Genomic DNA, 14,849 nt, shown 5'->3' on the forward strand with positions numbered 1-14,849 from the left:
AGCGCCGGGCCGGACACGCAGGACGGCCGACGACCCCGGCGCGCGTCGGTGCCCGCCAGTAGGCTTCTCGCCGTGCTGGACACCCTCGACGCCGCCGCGGTCCGCCGCTGGTGCGCGGGCGGGCTGGCCGCGCTCAGGCGGCACCAGGGCGAGATCGACGACCTGAACGTCTACCCGGTGCCCGACGGCGACACCGGCACCAACCTGGTGCTCACCCTCACCTCCGCGCAGCAGGCGCTGGCGATGGACCTCGGCACCCTCCCGGAGGACGGGCCCACCCCGCACGGGCACGCGCTGCGGCTGATGGCCCGGGGCGCGCTGCTCGGCGCCCGGGGCAACTCCGGGGTGATCCTGTCGCAGATCCTTCGCGGCTTCGCCGACGCGGTCGCCGCCGTGCCCGCGGTGCGCGGGCGGGAGCTGGCCGCCGCGCTGCGCGACGCGACCACGGCCGCCTACGCCGCGGTCGCCCGCCCCGTCGAGGGCACGCTGCTCACCGTCGTCGCCGCCGCGGCCCGCGCCGCCGAGCGGGCGGACAGCGACGACCTGCGGGCGGTCTCCCGGGCGGCGGCGGGCGAGGCGGCGCGGGCGCTGGCGCGCACCCCGCAGCAGCTCCCCGCGCTGGCCCGGGCCGGCGTGGTCGACGCCGGCGGCCGGGGCCTCTGCCTGCTGCTCGACGCCCTGGTCGAGGTCGTCACGGGGGAGAGCCCGGAGCATCCCGTGCCCGCGCCGCGTGCGGCCCGCCCGCCGGCCACCGCCGTCCGCGAGACCGGTTCCGAGGAGTACGCCTACGAGGTGCAGTTCCTGCTCGACGCCGCGCCCGAGGCGGTGGGCCGGTTGCGGGCCGAGCTGGCCGCACTGGGCGACTCGCTCGTGGTCGTCGGCGACGGGAGCGCCGGTGCGGGCACCTGGAACGTGCACGTGCACGTCAACGACGTGGGCGCGGCGATCGAGGCGGGCGTGGTCGCCGGCCGGCCGCACCGCATCTCGGTGACCCGCTTCGCCGACCAGGCGGCCCCCGCCCCGCCGATGGCGCGCGACGGCCGCGCGGCGGTGGTGGTGGCCGCCGGCGCGGGCATCGCCGAGCTCGTCGCCGGCGAGGGCGCCACGGTGGTGCCCGGCAACCCGTCCACGGGCGAGCTGCTGGACGCGATCCGCGCGACCGGCGCCGCCCGGGTGGTGGTGCTGCCCAACGACCCCAACACGCAGGCGGTGGCGAGCGCCGCCGCCAAGGAGGCGCACCGGCTGGGCATCAAGGTCAGCGTGGTGCCCACCCGGTCCCCGGTGCAGGCGCTGGCCGCCCTCGCGGTGCGCGACCCGGCCCGCCGCTTCGAGGACGACGTGATCGCGATGGCGGAGGCGGCCGGCGCCTGCCGCTACGCCGAGGTCTGCTACGCCAGCCGCGAGGCGCTGACCGTCGCCGGCCCCTGCCGCCCCGGTGACGTGCTGGCGCTGGTCGAGGGCGAGGTGCACCTGATCGGGGCGGACCTGGCCGACACCTGCGCCGCCGTGGTCGACCGGATGCTGGGCGGCGGCGGCGAGCTGGTCACCCTGCTCTCCGGGGCGGACGCCCCGGCCGGGCTGGCCGAGGCGGTCCGCGAGCACGTCGCCCGGCGCTGGCCGTTCGTCGAGGTGCAGGCGTACCCGGGCGGGCAGCCGTACTATCCGCTCCTGGTGGGGGTCGAATGACGTCCGAGCCGTGCACGGTGGACACGCCGCTGAAGAAGCTGGTCGGGGAGAAGACCGCGAAGGCCCTCGCGAGCCACCTCGACCTGCACACCGCGGGTGACCTGGTCTACCACTTCCCGCGCCGCTACGACGAGCGCGGCGAGCACACCGACATCCGGTCGCTCGACGTCGGCGAGCAGGTCACCGTGCTGGCCCAGGTGCAGCGCACCGCCGTACGCCCGATGCGCCAGCGTCGGGGCAACCTGCTGGAGGTGACGGTCGGCGACGGCTCGGGCGGCACCCTGACCCTCACCTTCTTCGGCAACCAGGCGTGGCGGGAGCGGGAGCTGCGCCCCGGCCGGTGGGGGCTGTTCGCCGGCAAGGTCACCGAGTTCCGGGGCAAGCGGCAGCTCAACGGCCCGGAGTACGTCCTGCTCGGCGAGGGCGGCGACGGCGAGGCGGCGGCCAGCGAGGAGATCGAGGAGTTCGCCGGCGCGCTGATCCCGGTCTACCCGGCCGCTGCGGCGGTGCCCACCTGGGTGATCGCGCGTTGCGTCCGGGTGGTGCTGGACACCTTCACCCCGCCGGAGGACCCGCTGCCCGCCACCCTGCGGGCGAGCCGCAAGCTGGCCGGCATCGACGTCGCGCTGCGCGAGATCCACCGGCCGTCCAGCAAGGAGGCGCTCTACCGGGCCCGCCGGCGGCTCAAGTGGGACGAGGCGTTCGCCGTGCAGCTCACCCTGGTGCAGCGCAAGCACCGGGCCGCCGCGTGGCCGGCCCGGCCCCGCCCGGCGAAGCCCGGCGGCCTGCTCGACGCGTTCGACGCCCGGCTGCCGTACGAGCTGACCCCCGGCCAGCGGGACGTGGGGGTGGAGATCGCGGCGGACCTGGCCACCGCCCACCCGATGCACCGGCTGCTCCAGGGCGAGGTCGGCTCCGGCAAGACGGTGGTCGCGCTGCGCGCGATGCTCCAGGTGGTCGACGCCGGCGGGCAGGCCGCGCTGCTGGCCCCGACCGAGGTGCTCGCCGCGCAGCACCACCGGGGCATCCTCGACCTGCTCGGGCCGCTCGGCCGGGCCGGCGAGCTGGGCGCGGCCGACGACGCCACCCGGGTCGAGCTGGTCACCGGCTCGCTGGGCGCGGCGGCCCGCCGGCGCGCCCTGGCCGAGGTGGCCAGCGGGGCGGCCGGCATCGTGCTCGGCACCCACGCCCTGCTCTACGAGGGCGTCGACTTCGCCGACCTGGGCCTGGTGGTGGTGGACGAGCAGCACCGGTTCGGCGTCGAGCAGCGCGACGCCCTGCGCGCCAAGGCAGACCAGCCGCCGCACGTGCTGGTGATGACGGCCACCCCGATCCCGCGCACGGTGGCGATGACGGTCTACGGCGACCTGGAGACCTCGACCCTCTCCCAGTTGCCGCAGGGCCGCTCGCCGATCGCCTCGCACGTGGTCCCGGCCGCCGAGAAGCCGGCCTTCCTGGACCGGGCCTGGCGGCGGCTGCGCGAGGAGGTGGCCGCCGGCCACCAGGCGTACGTGGTCTGCCCGCGCATCGGGGAGGGCCCGGCCAGTGAGGAGGAGCCGCCGCCGGTCGACGACAACGGGCGGCGGCCGCCGATGGCGGTCACCGAGGTGGCGCCGCTGCTCGCCGAGGGGCCGCTGCACGGCCTGCGGATCGGCGTGCTGCACGGCCGGCTGCCGGCCGACGAGAAGGACGCGGTGATGCGCTCCTTCGCTGCCGGCGACGTCGACGTGCTGGTCGCCACCACCGTGGTCGAGGTGGGCGTCAACGTGCCGAACGCCACCGTGATGATCGTGCTCGACGCCGACCGGTTCGGCGTGTCCCAGCTGCACCAGCTTCGCGGCCGGGTCGGCCGGGGCTCGGCGCCCGGGCTCTGCCTGCTGGTCACCGAGGCGCTGGAGGGCGCGTCCGCGCGGGAGCGGCTCGACGCGGTCGCCTCCACGACGGACGGGTTCAAGCTCGCCGAGCTGGATCTGGAGCAGCGGCGCGAGGGCGACGTGCTGGGGGCCACCCAGTCGGGGCGGCGGTCGCACCTGCGGCTGCTGTCGCTGCTGCGCGACGCCGACCTGATCCGGGACGCCCGGGCCGAGGCGATCGCCCTGGTCGAGGAGGATCCGGAGCTGGCGCGGCATCCGGCGCTGGCCGCGTCGGTGGCGGCGCTGGTCGACGAGGAACGCGCGGAATACCTGGAGAAGGGCTGACCCCCTGCCGCGCCGGCGCCGGCAGGCGCAGGTCGCGGCCGATGGCGTGCCCGGCCGGGCGTCGGCCGACGGCGCGTCGCGTAGCGTCGTGCGCATGAGCAGGAGGAGACCGTGACCCGGATCGTGGCCGGGACGCTCGGCGGGCGCCGGATCGCCGCCCCACCCGGGGCGGGCACCCGGCCCACCTCGGACCGGGTCCGCGAGGCGCTGTTCAGCGCGGTGCAGGCCGAGGTGGACCTGGCGGGCGCCCGCTTCGCCGACCTCTACGCGGGGTCCGGCGCGGTCGGCCTGGAGGCGCTGTCCCGGGGGGCCGCGCACGTGCTGCTGGTGGAGTCCGACCCGCGCGCGGCCCGGGTGATCCGGGAGAACGTCGCGGCGCTGCGCGCCGCCCCGGCCGCCCGGCTGGTCACCGGCAAGGTGGCCACGGTGCTGGCGGCCGGCCCGGACGGCGACCCGTACGACGTGGTCTTCGCCGACCCGCCCTACGCGGTGTCGGACGCGGATGTCACCGCGATGCTCGCCGCGCTGGTCGACGGCGGCTGGCTGGCCCCCGACGCCCTGGTCGTGGTGGAGCGGTCCAGCCGCACCGGGCCGGTCGGGTGGGTGGACGGTGTCACCGGGGAGCGCAGCCGCCGGTACGGCGAGACCACCCTTTGGTACGGTCGCCGATCATGAGACGTGCGGTGTGTCCCGGCTCGTTCGATCCGGTCACCAACGGACACCTCGACATCATCGGCCGGGCGAGCCGCCTGTTCGACGAGGTGATCGTGGGCGTGCTGGTGAACCAGTCGAAGAGCGGCCTGTTCACCGTCGAGGAGCGCATCGACATGCTCCGCGAGGTGACCGCCTCCTACGACAACGTCCGGGTCGAGTCGTTCCGTGGCCTGCTGGTCGACTTCTGCCGGGCGCAGCAGGCGAGCGTGCTGATCAAGGGCCTGCGGGCGGTCAGCGACTTCGACTACGAGCTGCAGATGGCGCAGATGAACATCGGCCTGGCCGGCGTCGAGACGTTGTTCATGCCGACCAACCCGCTCTACTCGTTCCTCTCCTCCAGCCTGGTCAAGGACGTGGCGAAGTGGGGTGGCGACATCTCCGCCCACGTGCCCGACCGGGTCCGGGAGGAGTTGCGGGCCCGCCTCGCGCCGCCGGCCCGCGACTGACCTCCGCCGCGCCACCAGGCGGTCGGGCGCCGGCCCGACCGTCCGCCGGCTCCTGCCCACCGCCCGTCCCGCCGGGGTCGGCGGGACGGCCGGCGCGACGCGCCGGGCCGGGGTGAGAGGCGCGGTGTGGCCGTGGCGCGACATGATGTGTGGAGCGGGAACCCGGCCGTAGCCCGCATCATGTAGGTCGGCCCGACGAACGACAGGAGTGAGCTACCGGTGGACTCGCTCGATCGCATCGACGAACTGATCGCCATGGTGGAGCAGGCGCGTTCCGTCCCGATGTCGCGTAACAACTGCATGGTCGACCGGGGCGAGTTCATCGCGGCCCTCGACGAGCTGCGCGCCGAACTCCCGGTGGAGGTGCGCAAGGCCGTCGCGCTGCTGGAGGAGCGGGACAAGATCATGGAGGCCGGCAAGCGGGAGGCCGACCGGATCATCAGCGAGGGTGAGGCGGAACACGCCCGCCTGGTCTCGGTGAACGAGATCACCGTCTCCGCCGAGCACGAGGGCGCCCGGATCATCGCCGAGGCGCGGGCCGAGGCGCAGCGCCTGCGCGAGGAGGTCGACGACTACGTCGACACCGCGCTGGCCAACTTCGAGCAGTTCCTCACCAGGGCGCTGGCCTCGATAGAGCGCGGCCGGGACAAGATGCACGCGCTGCGGGAGATCGGCACCTTCGCTGGGGACGAGGCGGAACGCCCGCTACCCTTCTGAGCGGCACCTCACCAGCCGACGGACGGGGCGGGCGTCGCCCCCGGTTCGACGGTGCGGCGGTCGCCAGGTAACCTTTTTTGTCGGCCTCTCACCGGCCGGAGTCTGACTATGCCCAAGCACACGCCTTCACCACTCAACCCCAGGTCGCCGCTGGTCCTCGACACGAGGGAGCTGCCGCGCCGACCTGGTGCGTTGCGTACGGTCGAGCGGGTGGTGCCGGCACCGGCGGACCTCGGCGTGGAGTTGATCGGCGTGCCGGAGGGCGCGGACCTCGACCTCGACCTGAGGCTGGAGTCGGTGTCCGAGGGCGTGCTCGTCTCGGGGACCGTCACCGGTCCCGTGCGGGGCGAGTGCGGCCGCTGCCTGCGCGAGATCAACGACTCGGTGGCCGTGCGGATCCAGGAGCTGTACGCGTACGAGAACAGCACCACGGACTCCACGACCGACGAGGACGAGGTGGGCCGGATGCAGGGAGACCTGATCGACCTGGAGCCGGCGCTGCGGGATGCGGTGGTGCTCGCGCTGCCGACCAACCCGCTCTGCCGGGAGGACTGCCCAGGCCTGTGCCCCGACTGCGGGGTGCACTGGGACGATCTGCCGGCCGACCACAGTCACCAGCAGATCGACCCGCGATGGGCGGGCCTGTCGCAACTGACCCGTAAAGAGGAGTAGGAACCGTGGCCGTCCCCAAGCGCAAGATGTCGCGCAGCAACACCCGCGCCCGCCGGGCGAACTGGAAGGCTGCCGTGGTCGCGACCGTGGCCTGCCCGCAGTGCAAGTCCGCCAAGCTGCCGCACGCCGCCTGCTCCGTCTGCGGCACCTACAACGGCCGCCAGGTCCTCGAGGTCTGACCTGGACGCCGAGTGACGCCCCCGACCGCAGGTCGGGCGGCGCGCGCACCCTGGCGAACGCCCGGTGCCCCGGCTCCCACCGACGCCGGCCGGCCTGGTCCGGCCGGCGTCGCGGCGGAGCCGGGCACCGCGCGGATCGCCGTTGACCTCCTCGGCGGGGACGACGCTCCCGACGTCGTGGTTGACGGCGCTCTGCGGGCCGTGCGCGCCGATCCCGACCTGCACCTGCTGCTCGTCGGCCCGGCCGAGGCCGCCGGCGAGGTGGTCCACGCCCTCGACCCGGCGCAGCGCGCGCGGGTCGCCGTCCGGCCGGTCCGCACCGCCGTGAGCATGGCCGACCACCCCGTGGCCGCCCGCTCCGACAGCACCGTCCGCGCCGCCGTGCACGCCGTGCGCGACGGCGCCGCGGACGCCCTCGTCTCCGCCGGCTCGACCGGCGCCACCGTCACCGCCGTCGCCCTCGGTCTCGGCCGTTGGCCGGACGTACGCCGTCCCGCGCTGGTCGCCACCCTGCCGGCCGTCGCCGGCCCGGTGGTCCTGCTCGACGTCGGCGGCTCGCTCGAGCCGCGCCCGGCCACCCTCGCCCGGCACGCCGTCCTCGGCGCGGCCTACGCCGCGGTGGCGCACACCGTCGCGACCCCGCGCGTCGGGCTGCTCTCGGTCGGCGCCGAGGCCGGCAAGGGCGACCGTGCCCGCCGGCTCGCCGATCCCGTCCTCGCCGCCGCGTCGCTGCCCTGCGGTGGTCGCTACGTCGGCCTCGTCGAGGGGTACGACGTCTCCCTCGGCACGCGCGCGGATGTGGTGGTGACCGACGGCTTCACCGGTAACGTGCTGCTCAAGGCGATCGAGGGCGCGTACGCGATGGCCGGCGGGCCCCCGCCCGGCGGTGGCGCCCCCCGGGCAGCCGCCCTGCTCGGGGTGGCCGGCACGGTGGTCGTCTGCCACGGCGCGGCCCGTCCCGAGGACGTCGCCTCCGGCATCGCCCTGGCGGCCCATCTCTGGCGGCGGCGCGCCGCCGACCAGGTCCGCGCGCTGCTCGACGGCGCCGAGGCGGGCGACCGCGAGGAATGCACCGACCGCACCACCGATACCGAGGTACCCACATCATGAGCAACGACAAGCGGCGGCGGGCGTCCGTCGGTCACCTGGAAGCCGCGTTCGGCGTCAGCCTGGATCCGGAACTGCTGGAGCGCGCGCTGACCCACCGCTCGTACGCGTACGAGAACGGCGGCCTGCCCACCAACGAGCGGCTGGAGTTCCTCGGCGACTCGGTGCTCGGCGTGGTGATCACCACCGCGCTGTTCCACAACCACCCCGACCTGCCCGAGGGGCAGCTGGCCAAGCTCCGGGCCAGCGTGGTCAACATGCGCGCCCTCGCCGACGTGGCGCGCGGCCTGGGCCCGGACGGGCTCGGCGCCTACCTGCTGCTCGGCAAGGGGGAGGAGACCACCGGCGGCCGGGACAAGGCGAGCATCCTCGCCGACACCCTGGAGGCGCTGCTCGGCGCGATCTACCTCCAGTACGGGCTGGACACCGCGGCGATCGTCATCCACCGGCTGTTCGACCCGCTGATGGCCGAGTCGGCCGGGCGGGGCGCCGCCCTGGACTGGAAGACCAGCCTCCAGGAGCTGACCGCGGCGCTGGGGCTCGGTGTGCCCGAGTACCGCATCGAGGGCACCGGGCCGGACCACCTCAAGACCTTCACCGCCTGGGTGGTGGTCGCCGGCAACCGCTACGGCGGGGCCGACGGGCGGAGCAAGAAGGAGGCCGAGCAGCGGGCCGCCGAGGCGGCCTGGCGCACGCTCACGGAGCAGGCCGAGCAGGAGCAGGCCGAGCAGGAGCGGGCCGAGCGGGAGCGGGCCGAGGCGGCCGGCGGGGCGGCGGGCGCCGAGGTCGAGGCGGGCCTGGGCCGTGCCTGAGCTGCCGGAGGTCGAGACGGTCCGGCAGGGGCTGGCCCGGTGGGTCACCGGCCGGCGGATCGCCACCGTCGAGGTGCACCACCCCCGCGCGGTGCGCCGGCACGCGCCCGGCGGCGGGCACTTCGCCGACGTGCTGGCCGGCCGGACGGTGCGCGACGTGCGCCGGCGGGGCAAGTACCTGTGGCTGCCGCTGGACAGCGGGGACGCCGTCGTCGGGCACCTGGGCATGTCGGGCCAGCTGCTGGTGCAGCCGGCCGCCGCGCCCGACGAGACGCACCTGCGCGTCCGGTTCCGCTTCGCCGACGACGGGCCGGAGCTGCGCTTCGTCGACCAGCGCACGTTCGGCGGGCTGTCGGTCTCCGCGGGCGGCGCGGAGCTGCCGGCGGAGATCGCGCACATCGCCCGCGACCCGATGGACCCGGAGTTCTCCGACGCGGCGTTCGCCGCCGCGCTGCGCCGGCGGCGTACGGAGGTCAAGCGCGCCCTGCTGGACCAGACGCTGATCTCCGGGGTGGGCAACATCTACGCCGACGAGGCGCTGTGGCGGGCGAGGCTGCACGGCGCCCGCCCCACCGACGCGCTGACCGGCCCGGCCGCGCTGCGGCTGCTGGGCCATGTCCGGGACGTCCTGGCCGAGGCGATCAAGTCCGGCGGCACCAGCTTCGACGCCCTCTACGTCAACGTCGACGGGGAGAGCGGCTACTTCGACCGGTCGCTGAACGTCTACGGCCGGGAGGGTCTGCCGTGCCACCGCTGCGGCGCGCCCGTGCGTCGGGAGGCGTTCATGAACCGTTCGTCGTACAGTTGCCCGCGCTGTCAGCCCCGCCCCCGGGGGGCCCTTCGGGGATGACCCCGAGGCGTTTTCCGGGTCGCCGTCGGCGCGTCGGCCCCGGCCGGTCGGGGATCGCCCTCCCGACACGCCGGTATCGGCCCGGCTCGCCCGGCCGGACCGCCGTTCAGGCCGCGTACAGGTTCCGGGGAAGGGCCGGGGCCGTTCCCTGATGTCCCGGGCCCGTTCCGTCCATAGCGTCAACCCCGTTGACAGGGGTTGACGTGACAGGGGGACCCGGAATGGGGGCAAGACCGGTGACGGTGCGGCTGGCGCGGTGGAGCGCGGAGCATCCGTGGCGGGCCATCGCGCTGTGGGTCGTGTTCGTGGCGGTGTGCTTCGTCGGCGGGAACGCCGCGGGACTTAAGGAGGCGACCGGCGCCGACCAGGCCGTCGGCGAGTCGGGCCGGGCGGGGCTGATCGTGGACGCCGGCGACTTCGCCGACCCGGCGGTGGAAAACGTCCTGATCACGGCGCGCGGCGGCACCCTGGACCCCGTCGCCGCGAAGGCCGCCGCCGCCGACGCGGCGACCGAACTGCGCTCGGTGACCGGAGTCGCCTCGGTGGGGGAGCCGGTGACGGCACGGGACGGCTCCGCGCTGCTGGTGCCGATCACGATGTCGGGTGACGCGGAGACCGCGTCCGACCGGGTGCAGCCGCTGCGGGACGCCACCGCCCGGGTGCAGGAGGGGCATCCGCAGCTGCGCGTCGAGCAGGTCGGCGGCCCGTCGATCAGCAAGGCGCTGAACGACACGCTCGGCGAGGACTTCAAGCGGGCCGAACTGCTGAGCCTGCCGGTGACCCTGCTCATCCTGATCATCGCGTTCGGGGCGCTGATCGCCGCCGGCGTGCCGGTGCTGCTGGCGCTCTCCTCGGTCGCCGCGGCGATGGGGCTCTCCACCCTCGCCTCGCACCTGGTGCCGGCGACCGACACGACGGCCAGCGTCATCCTGCTGATCGGCATGGCGGTCGGGGTCGACTACTCGCTGTTCTACGTGCGGCGCGAGCGGGAGGAGCGGGCCAAGGGGCGCTCCGGCCTCGACGCGGTGGAGATCGCCGCGGAGACCTCCGGTCACGCCGTCGTGGTCTCGGGCTTCGCCGTGATGATCTCGATGGGCGGGCTGCTGCTCGCCAACGACGCCATCTTCTCCTCCCTCGCGGTGGGCTCGATGCTGGTGGTCGCGGTCGCGGTGATCGGCTCGCTGACCGTGCTGCCGGCCCTGCTGGCCAAGCTCGGCCGCTGGGTCGACCGGCCCCGGGTGCCGCTGCTGTGGCGGCTCACCGCCCCGCGTACCGGGCGGCACGGCGAGGCGAAGCCGCGGTTCTGGCCGGCCGTGCTGAAGCCCGCGCTGCGGGCGCCGGTGGCCACCCTGGTGATCTCGGTCGGGCTGCTGCTCGCCCTGGCCACGCCCGCGCTGGGCATGAAGATGAAGTTCCCCGGCATGGAGGACCTGCCGCGCAGCACGCCGGCCATGCAGGCGTACGACCGGCTCACCGCGGCGTTCCCGAGCAACGGCACCAGCCACACGGTCGCGGTGCGGGCCCCGGCGGCCGAGGCGGACCGGGTCGCGGCGGCGCTGACCGCGCTGGCCGGCGCGGCGTCGGCCGACCCGCTCTTCGCGCCGACCGAGGCGGACGGCCCGAAGCTCAAGGTGTCGGCGGACCAGCGGGTGTCGGTGCTGGAGGTCGCCACCCCGCACGCCAGCCGCACCGCCGAGGCGGCCCGCTCCCTGGAGCGGCTGCGCGCCGACCTCGTCCCGGCCGCGCTCGGCGGGGTGCCCGGCGTGGAGTACGCGGTCGGCGGGGACATCGCCGACAGCGAGGACTACTCGCAGCACATCCGCGACAAGCTGCCGGTCGTCATCGGCTTCGTGCTGGTGCTGACCTTCGTGGTGATGGTGCTGACGTTCCGCTCGGTGGTGATCGCGCTCAGCTCGATCCTGCTCAACCTGCTCTCGGCCGGCGCCGCGTACGGGCTGCTGGTGCTGGTCTTCCAGGGCGACTGGGCCGAGGGCCTGCTCGGCTTCACCTCGATGGGCGCGATCGTCACCTGGCTGCCGCTGTTCCTCTTCGTGGTGCTGTTCGGGCTCTCGATGGACTACCACGTCTTCGTGGTCAGCCGGATCCGCGAGGGCGTCCGGGCCGGCATGTCGAACCGGGACGCGGTGGCGTACGGCATCACCTCGTCGGCCGGCGTGGTGACCAGCGCGGCGATCGTGATGGTCGGGGTCTTCTCGATCTTCGCCACGCTGAGCACGATCGACATGAAGCAGCTCGGCATCGGCCTGGCGGCGGCGATCCTGCTGGACGCCACGATCATCCGCGCGGTGGTGCTGCCGGCGCTGATGACCATGCTCGGCGACGCGAACTGGTGGGCCCCGAAGTTCCTGCGGGGGCGCCCCGCGAAGGCCCCCACGGACCCGCCGGCCCCGACCCCGGAGCTGGTCGGCGCCCGCTGACCCACGCCACACCAGGGGCCGGACCGCACCCGCGGTCCGGCCCCTGCCGTCCGTCCGTCGGTACGCGGTGGGCCCTGCCGTCGGGCCGGCTTCCGTGCGGGGCGGCCTGCCCGGCACGTGGTGTGTGCGGGGCGCCGGCATGGCCCGGGTGCGTGACGGTCGGCGTCAGAACACCGGGCAGGAGGCCCGCCAGGCGCCCAACTCCCGGTCCTTGCGGATCGAGGAGAAGCCGTAGCCCACCGTGGTGACGCAGAAGTCCGTGGTCGAGCCGGTGTACTCGGCGTGGAACACCGGCTTGCCCGCCTCGACGAACGGCAGCAGCTTGGCGCACAGGCCCAGCCGCACGCATTCCTCGTTGACGGCGAAGTCGAAGTCCGGCGCCAGGGCGGCCACCTGGGGCACGTCGTTGACCAGGCCGGGGGAGAGGTCCAGGGACCGGGCCAGCTCGGCCAGCCGGCGGTTGAACAGCAACTGGTCGTCGAAGCCGAGCGGGAAGCCGGCGCGGTGGGCGTACCCGTCGGCGTCGGCGAGCGCGACCGCGCCGAAGCCCTTGCCCCGGCAGAGCCGGAGCCGGTCCGCCAGCACCGGCCGCAGCGCGTCCCACTGCCGTACGTCGAGCCAGCGGCTCTGCGGGCGACGGGCCGCAGCGCCCCACACGGCGGCCGGGAAGCGGCTCGCGTCCGGATCCGTGGGCAGGACCGACCCGACGTGCACCTGGCAGACCAGCCGGCGGTCGCGGGACCGCAGTTCGGCGGTCTGCGCGGCGGTGGTGGCGACCGGGTCGAGCAGGAAGACGTCGGCGTCGACGGTCGGGTCGAGCACGCCGCTGAGCTGCCACTGCCACCGCCACCGGCCGGCCGACTCCGCCGGCCAGGTGGTCGGGGCGCCGGGCGGGGTGAGCGCGACCCGGCAACCGCCGACCGTGGCCAGCAGCGCGAGGACGACGCAGGCGGACAGGACGTGGCGTGGGCCCCGCCCGACGGCGCGCGTACGCGGCCGGATCCGCATCGGCAAGCTCCCGGGTACCGGGGCGGCGGGAGTGCCGCCCGGAGCGGGTACGCCGGTGCGGCGTACCTCACCCGGTCAAACGAGCGCGGACCCGGCCACGACTCGCGTTCAGCGCGGCGCGGCGAAGACCTGCGTCCAGTACGGCCCGTTGCTGCTCGCCACGCCGACGCCGATCTCGGTGAAGGCGCAGTTCAGGATGTTGGCCCGGTGACCGGAGCTGTTCATCCAGGCGTCCATCACCGCGGCCGGCGTCTTCTGGTTCCAGGCGACGTTCTCGCCGTACGTGCGCCAGGCGTAGCCGACCCGGTCCAGCCGGTCGCCGGCGTCGCTGCCGTCGCTGCCGGTGTGCGACATATCCCGGTGGTCCGCCTGGTCCTGGCTGTGCCGCTGGGCGGCGGTCATCAGCTTGTCGTCGATGCTCAGCGCCCCGCAGCCGGCCTTGGCGCGCTCGGCGTTGACCAGGTTCACCACCTCGCGGGCCTGGGCGCTGACCCCGCTGCTCACGGGGGCCTTCGTGCCGCCGCCGGACGGCGCGCTGCTCCGCTCGGTGCGCCGCGAGGGCGCGGTGGAACGCGAGGGCGCCGGCGTGGGCCTGGTGGCCTTCGTGGGCGACGGGGCGGGCCTGGTGGTGGCCGGCGCGGTGCTCGGGGTGGGGGCGGTCAGCGCGTCACCAGGCGTGACCGGCAGCGCCGGGGCGGCGGCGATCGTGTCGTCGGCGGCGGTCGGGTCGGTCTCCGGGCCGTCGCCGCCCAACGCGACCGCGCCGACGCCGAGGCTCACCATCAGCGTGGCGGCTGCGGCGGCGCCACCGATCAGCACGGGGCGGGGGAAGCGGCGGTGGCGGCGGTGCCGGCCCTCGGCGGGTGTCGTCCCGGCGTCGGTGTCCTGGTGCGTCCCGAGGTCGATCGGGGCGGTTGGGGCGTCGACCGGCCAGCCGCCGGCCGCCCGCTCGTCGGCCGGGGGCGCGTCCGACCCGTACGGCCCGCCGTCCCGCAGGTCGGCGTCGGCGTGCCAGCGGACGCCCGGCTCGGCCAGCCAGGTGGCGGCCGGCGCGGCGGGCCCGGCCGGCCAGGCCCCGGTGGGCTCGTCCTGCCAGCGCTCGGTGGGCTCGGCCGACCAGCGCTCGGTGGGCTCGGCCCGCCAGCGCTCGGTGGGCTCGGCGGCGTCGGCGGGTCCAGCCTGCCAGTGCGCGGCGGGCTCGGCCTGCTGGTGTGCGGCCGGCTCGGCGGGCTCGGCCTGCCAGCGGGCGGTCGGCTGGTCGCGGCGCCACTCGTCGGCGGGTCGGTCCAGGTCATCCCCGAACAGGTAGGCCGACCTCGGCTCCGGACGGTCGGTCAGCCAGCCCGGCTCCTCGCTGCGCGGCTGCTCGGGGTGCCGGGTGGCGCCGTCCGGGTCGTTCGGGTCGGTCCAGCGGTACACGCCTCTGCCTCCAAGGGGTCGGGTGCGGGCGAAGTGACGCTACGTGGGGGGCCTGAGCAGCGGCAACGTGGCTAAGGAAGAGTTAAGGGGAAGTCGGACGGCCGGGTAGGGACTTCCCGGGATCCGGGGCGTAGAGTCAAGGTGTCCGGACAGAGAGTGTCCGCGCCTTGTGGCAGCCCCCCGACAAGTGGACAGGTCGACGTGGAAATGATCTACGGCCTGCGAGAACTTGACGAAGGAGGGGGTATCGGCTCAATATATAGGTGTCGCCAGTCGCGCCCGGTCATGCCCAGAATCGCCTGGAATGACAGCCGCGTGCACATTGGGCGCGCGTTGGCCGGCCTTTCCGGCAGCGCATATCAAGGAGTCATCATGGCGAAGGCCCTGTACGGCCACGTAGGTGCGGCGCCCGATCGGCGCCTGCTCGACGAGGTCACCCGACTGCGTGCCACGGTTCGGGCACTGGAGTTCGAGATCACGCGGTTGCGTGCCGAGAACGATCGGCTCGCGGCGGCTGCGGCGGAGGCGGACGATCTGCTCCGTCTGGCCGAGCCCGCGCTGACCTGAGCTCCGGCATCGGAAAACTGAATCGCACCACGCAAA

General features: G+C 75.1%; 14 protein-coding genes. 12 read left to right on the forward strand and 2 right to left on the reverse strand.

Annotated features, from left to right (window positions below):
* Window positions 1-72 precede the first annotated feature (72 nt).
* The 11 genes from ABT006_RS10005 (at window position 73) to ABT006_RS10055 (ending at window position 11,819) form a co-directional block, all read left to right on the forward strand.
* Window positions 73-1,686 (forward strand): DAK2 domain-containing protein, encoded by a 1,614-nt coding sequence (locus tag ABT006_RS10005; protein ID WP_350704812.1) that lies wholly within the window; start codon window positions 73-75, stop codon window positions 1,684-1,686.
* Window positions 1,683-3,884, forward strand: a complete 2,202-nt coding sequence (gene recG, locus ABT006_RS10010) for an ATP-dependent DNA helicase RecG (RefSeq protein WP_350704813.1) — start codon at window positions 1,683-1,685, stop codon at window positions 3,882-3,884. Before ABT006_RS10005 ends, recG begins: the two co-directional genes overlap by 4 nt.
* Before the next feature lie 111 nt (window positions 3,885-3,995).
* On the forward strand, window positions 3,996-4,559 hold the full coding sequence (gene rsmD, locus ABT006_RS10015; protein WP_350704814.1) for a 16S rRNA (guanine(966)-N(2))-methyltransferase RsmD: 564 nt from the start codon (window positions 3,996-3,998) through the stop codon (window positions 4,557-4,559).
* Window positions 4,556-5,044, forward strand: coding sequence for a pantetheine-phosphate adenylyltransferase (coaD, locus tag ABT006_RS10020; RefSeq protein ID WP_350704816.1), 489 nt, complete (start codon window positions 4,556-4,558; stop codon window positions 5,042-5,044). The genes rsmD and coaD overlap by 4 nt, the downstream gene beginning before the upstream one ends.
* 219 nt (window positions 5,045-5,263) lie before the next feature.
* Window positions 5,264-5,761 carry an SPFH domain-containing protein gene (locus tag ABT006_RS10025; protein WP_350680447.1) on the forward strand — a complete coding sequence of 166 codons (498 nt, stop codon included), beginning with the start codon at window positions 5,264-5,266 and terminating at the stop codon, window positions 5,759-5,761.
* 108 nt (window positions 5,762-5,869) lie between these two features.
* Window positions 5,870-6,433: a YceD family protein gene (locus ABT006_RS10030; protein ID WP_350704818.1), complete on the forward strand. Its 564-nt coding sequence runs from the start codon at window positions 5,870-5,872 to the stop codon at window positions 6,431-6,433.
* Between the two features lie 5 nt (window positions 6,434-6,438).
* Window positions 6,439-6,612: a 50S ribosomal protein L32 gene (rpmF, locus tag ABT006_RS10035; protein ID WP_091096818.1), complete on the forward strand. Its 174-nt coding sequence runs from the start codon at window positions 6,439-6,441 to the stop codon at window positions 6,610-6,612.
* Between the two features lie 135 nt (window positions 6,613-6,747).
* Complete coding sequence (locus ABT006_RS10040) at window positions 6,748-7,722, forward strand: phosphate acyltransferase PlsX (RefSeq protein WP_350705123.1); 975 nt, start codon at window positions 6,748-6,750, stop codon at window positions 7,720-7,722.
* The gene (gene rnc, locus ABT006_RS10045) at window positions 7,719-8,531 is read left to right on the forward strand and encodes a ribonuclease III (RefSeq protein WP_350704820.1); all 813 of its coding nucleotides are present in this window, start codon (window positions 7,719-7,721) and stop codon (window positions 8,529-8,531) included. Before ABT006_RS10040 ends, rnc begins: the two co-directional genes overlap by 4 nt.
* Window positions 8,524-9,381 (forward strand): bifunctional DNA-formamidopyrimidine glycosylase/DNA-(apurinic or apyrimidinic site) lyase, encoded by an 858-nt coding sequence (mutM, locus tag ABT006_RS10050; protein ID WP_350704821.1) that lies wholly within the window; start codon window positions 8,524-8,526, stop codon window positions 9,379-9,381. Before rnc ends, mutM begins: the two co-directional genes overlap by 8 nt.
* A gap of 221 nt (window positions 9,382-9,602) precedes the next feature.
* Window positions 9,603-11,819 (forward strand): MMPL family transporter, encoded by a 2,217-nt coding sequence (locus tag ABT006_RS10055; RefSeq protein ID WP_350704823.1) that lies wholly within the window; start codon window positions 9,603-9,605, stop codon window positions 11,817-11,819.
* 165 nt (window positions 11,820-11,984) lie between these two features.
* Here the strand turns inward: ABT006_RS10055 and ABT006_RS10060 are convergent, their stop codons facing one another.
* The gene (locus ABT006_RS10060; RefSeq protein WP_350704824.1) at window positions 11,985-12,827 is read right to left on the reverse strand and encodes an endo alpha-1,4 polygalactosaminidase; all 843 of its coding nucleotides are present in this window, start codon (window positions 12,825-12,827) and stop codon (window positions 11,985-11,987) included.
* A gap of 108 nt (window positions 12,828-12,935) precedes the next feature.
* The gene (locus ABT006_RS10065; protein WP_350704826.1) at window positions 12,936-14,246 is read right to left on the reverse strand and encodes a CAP domain-containing protein; all 1,311 of its coding nucleotides are present in this window, start codon (window positions 14,244-14,246) and stop codon (window positions 12,936-12,938) included.
* Between the two features lie 372 nt (window positions 14,247-14,618).
* Between ABT006_RS10065 and ABT006_RS10070 the strand changes: the two genes are divergently transcribed.
* Entirely contained in the window at window positions 14,619-14,813 is a 195-nt protein-coding gene (locus ABT006_RS10070) for a hypothetical protein (RefSeq protein ID WP_091096806.1), read from the forward strand.
* The last annotated feature ends 36 nt before the right edge of the window (window positions 14,814-14,849 follow it).

Origin of the sequence: Micromonospora sp. NPDC002717, from assembly GCF_040295705.1 — a bacterium.
GTDB lineage: Bacteria > Actinomycetota > Actinomycetes > Mycobacteriales > Micromonosporaceae > Micromonospora.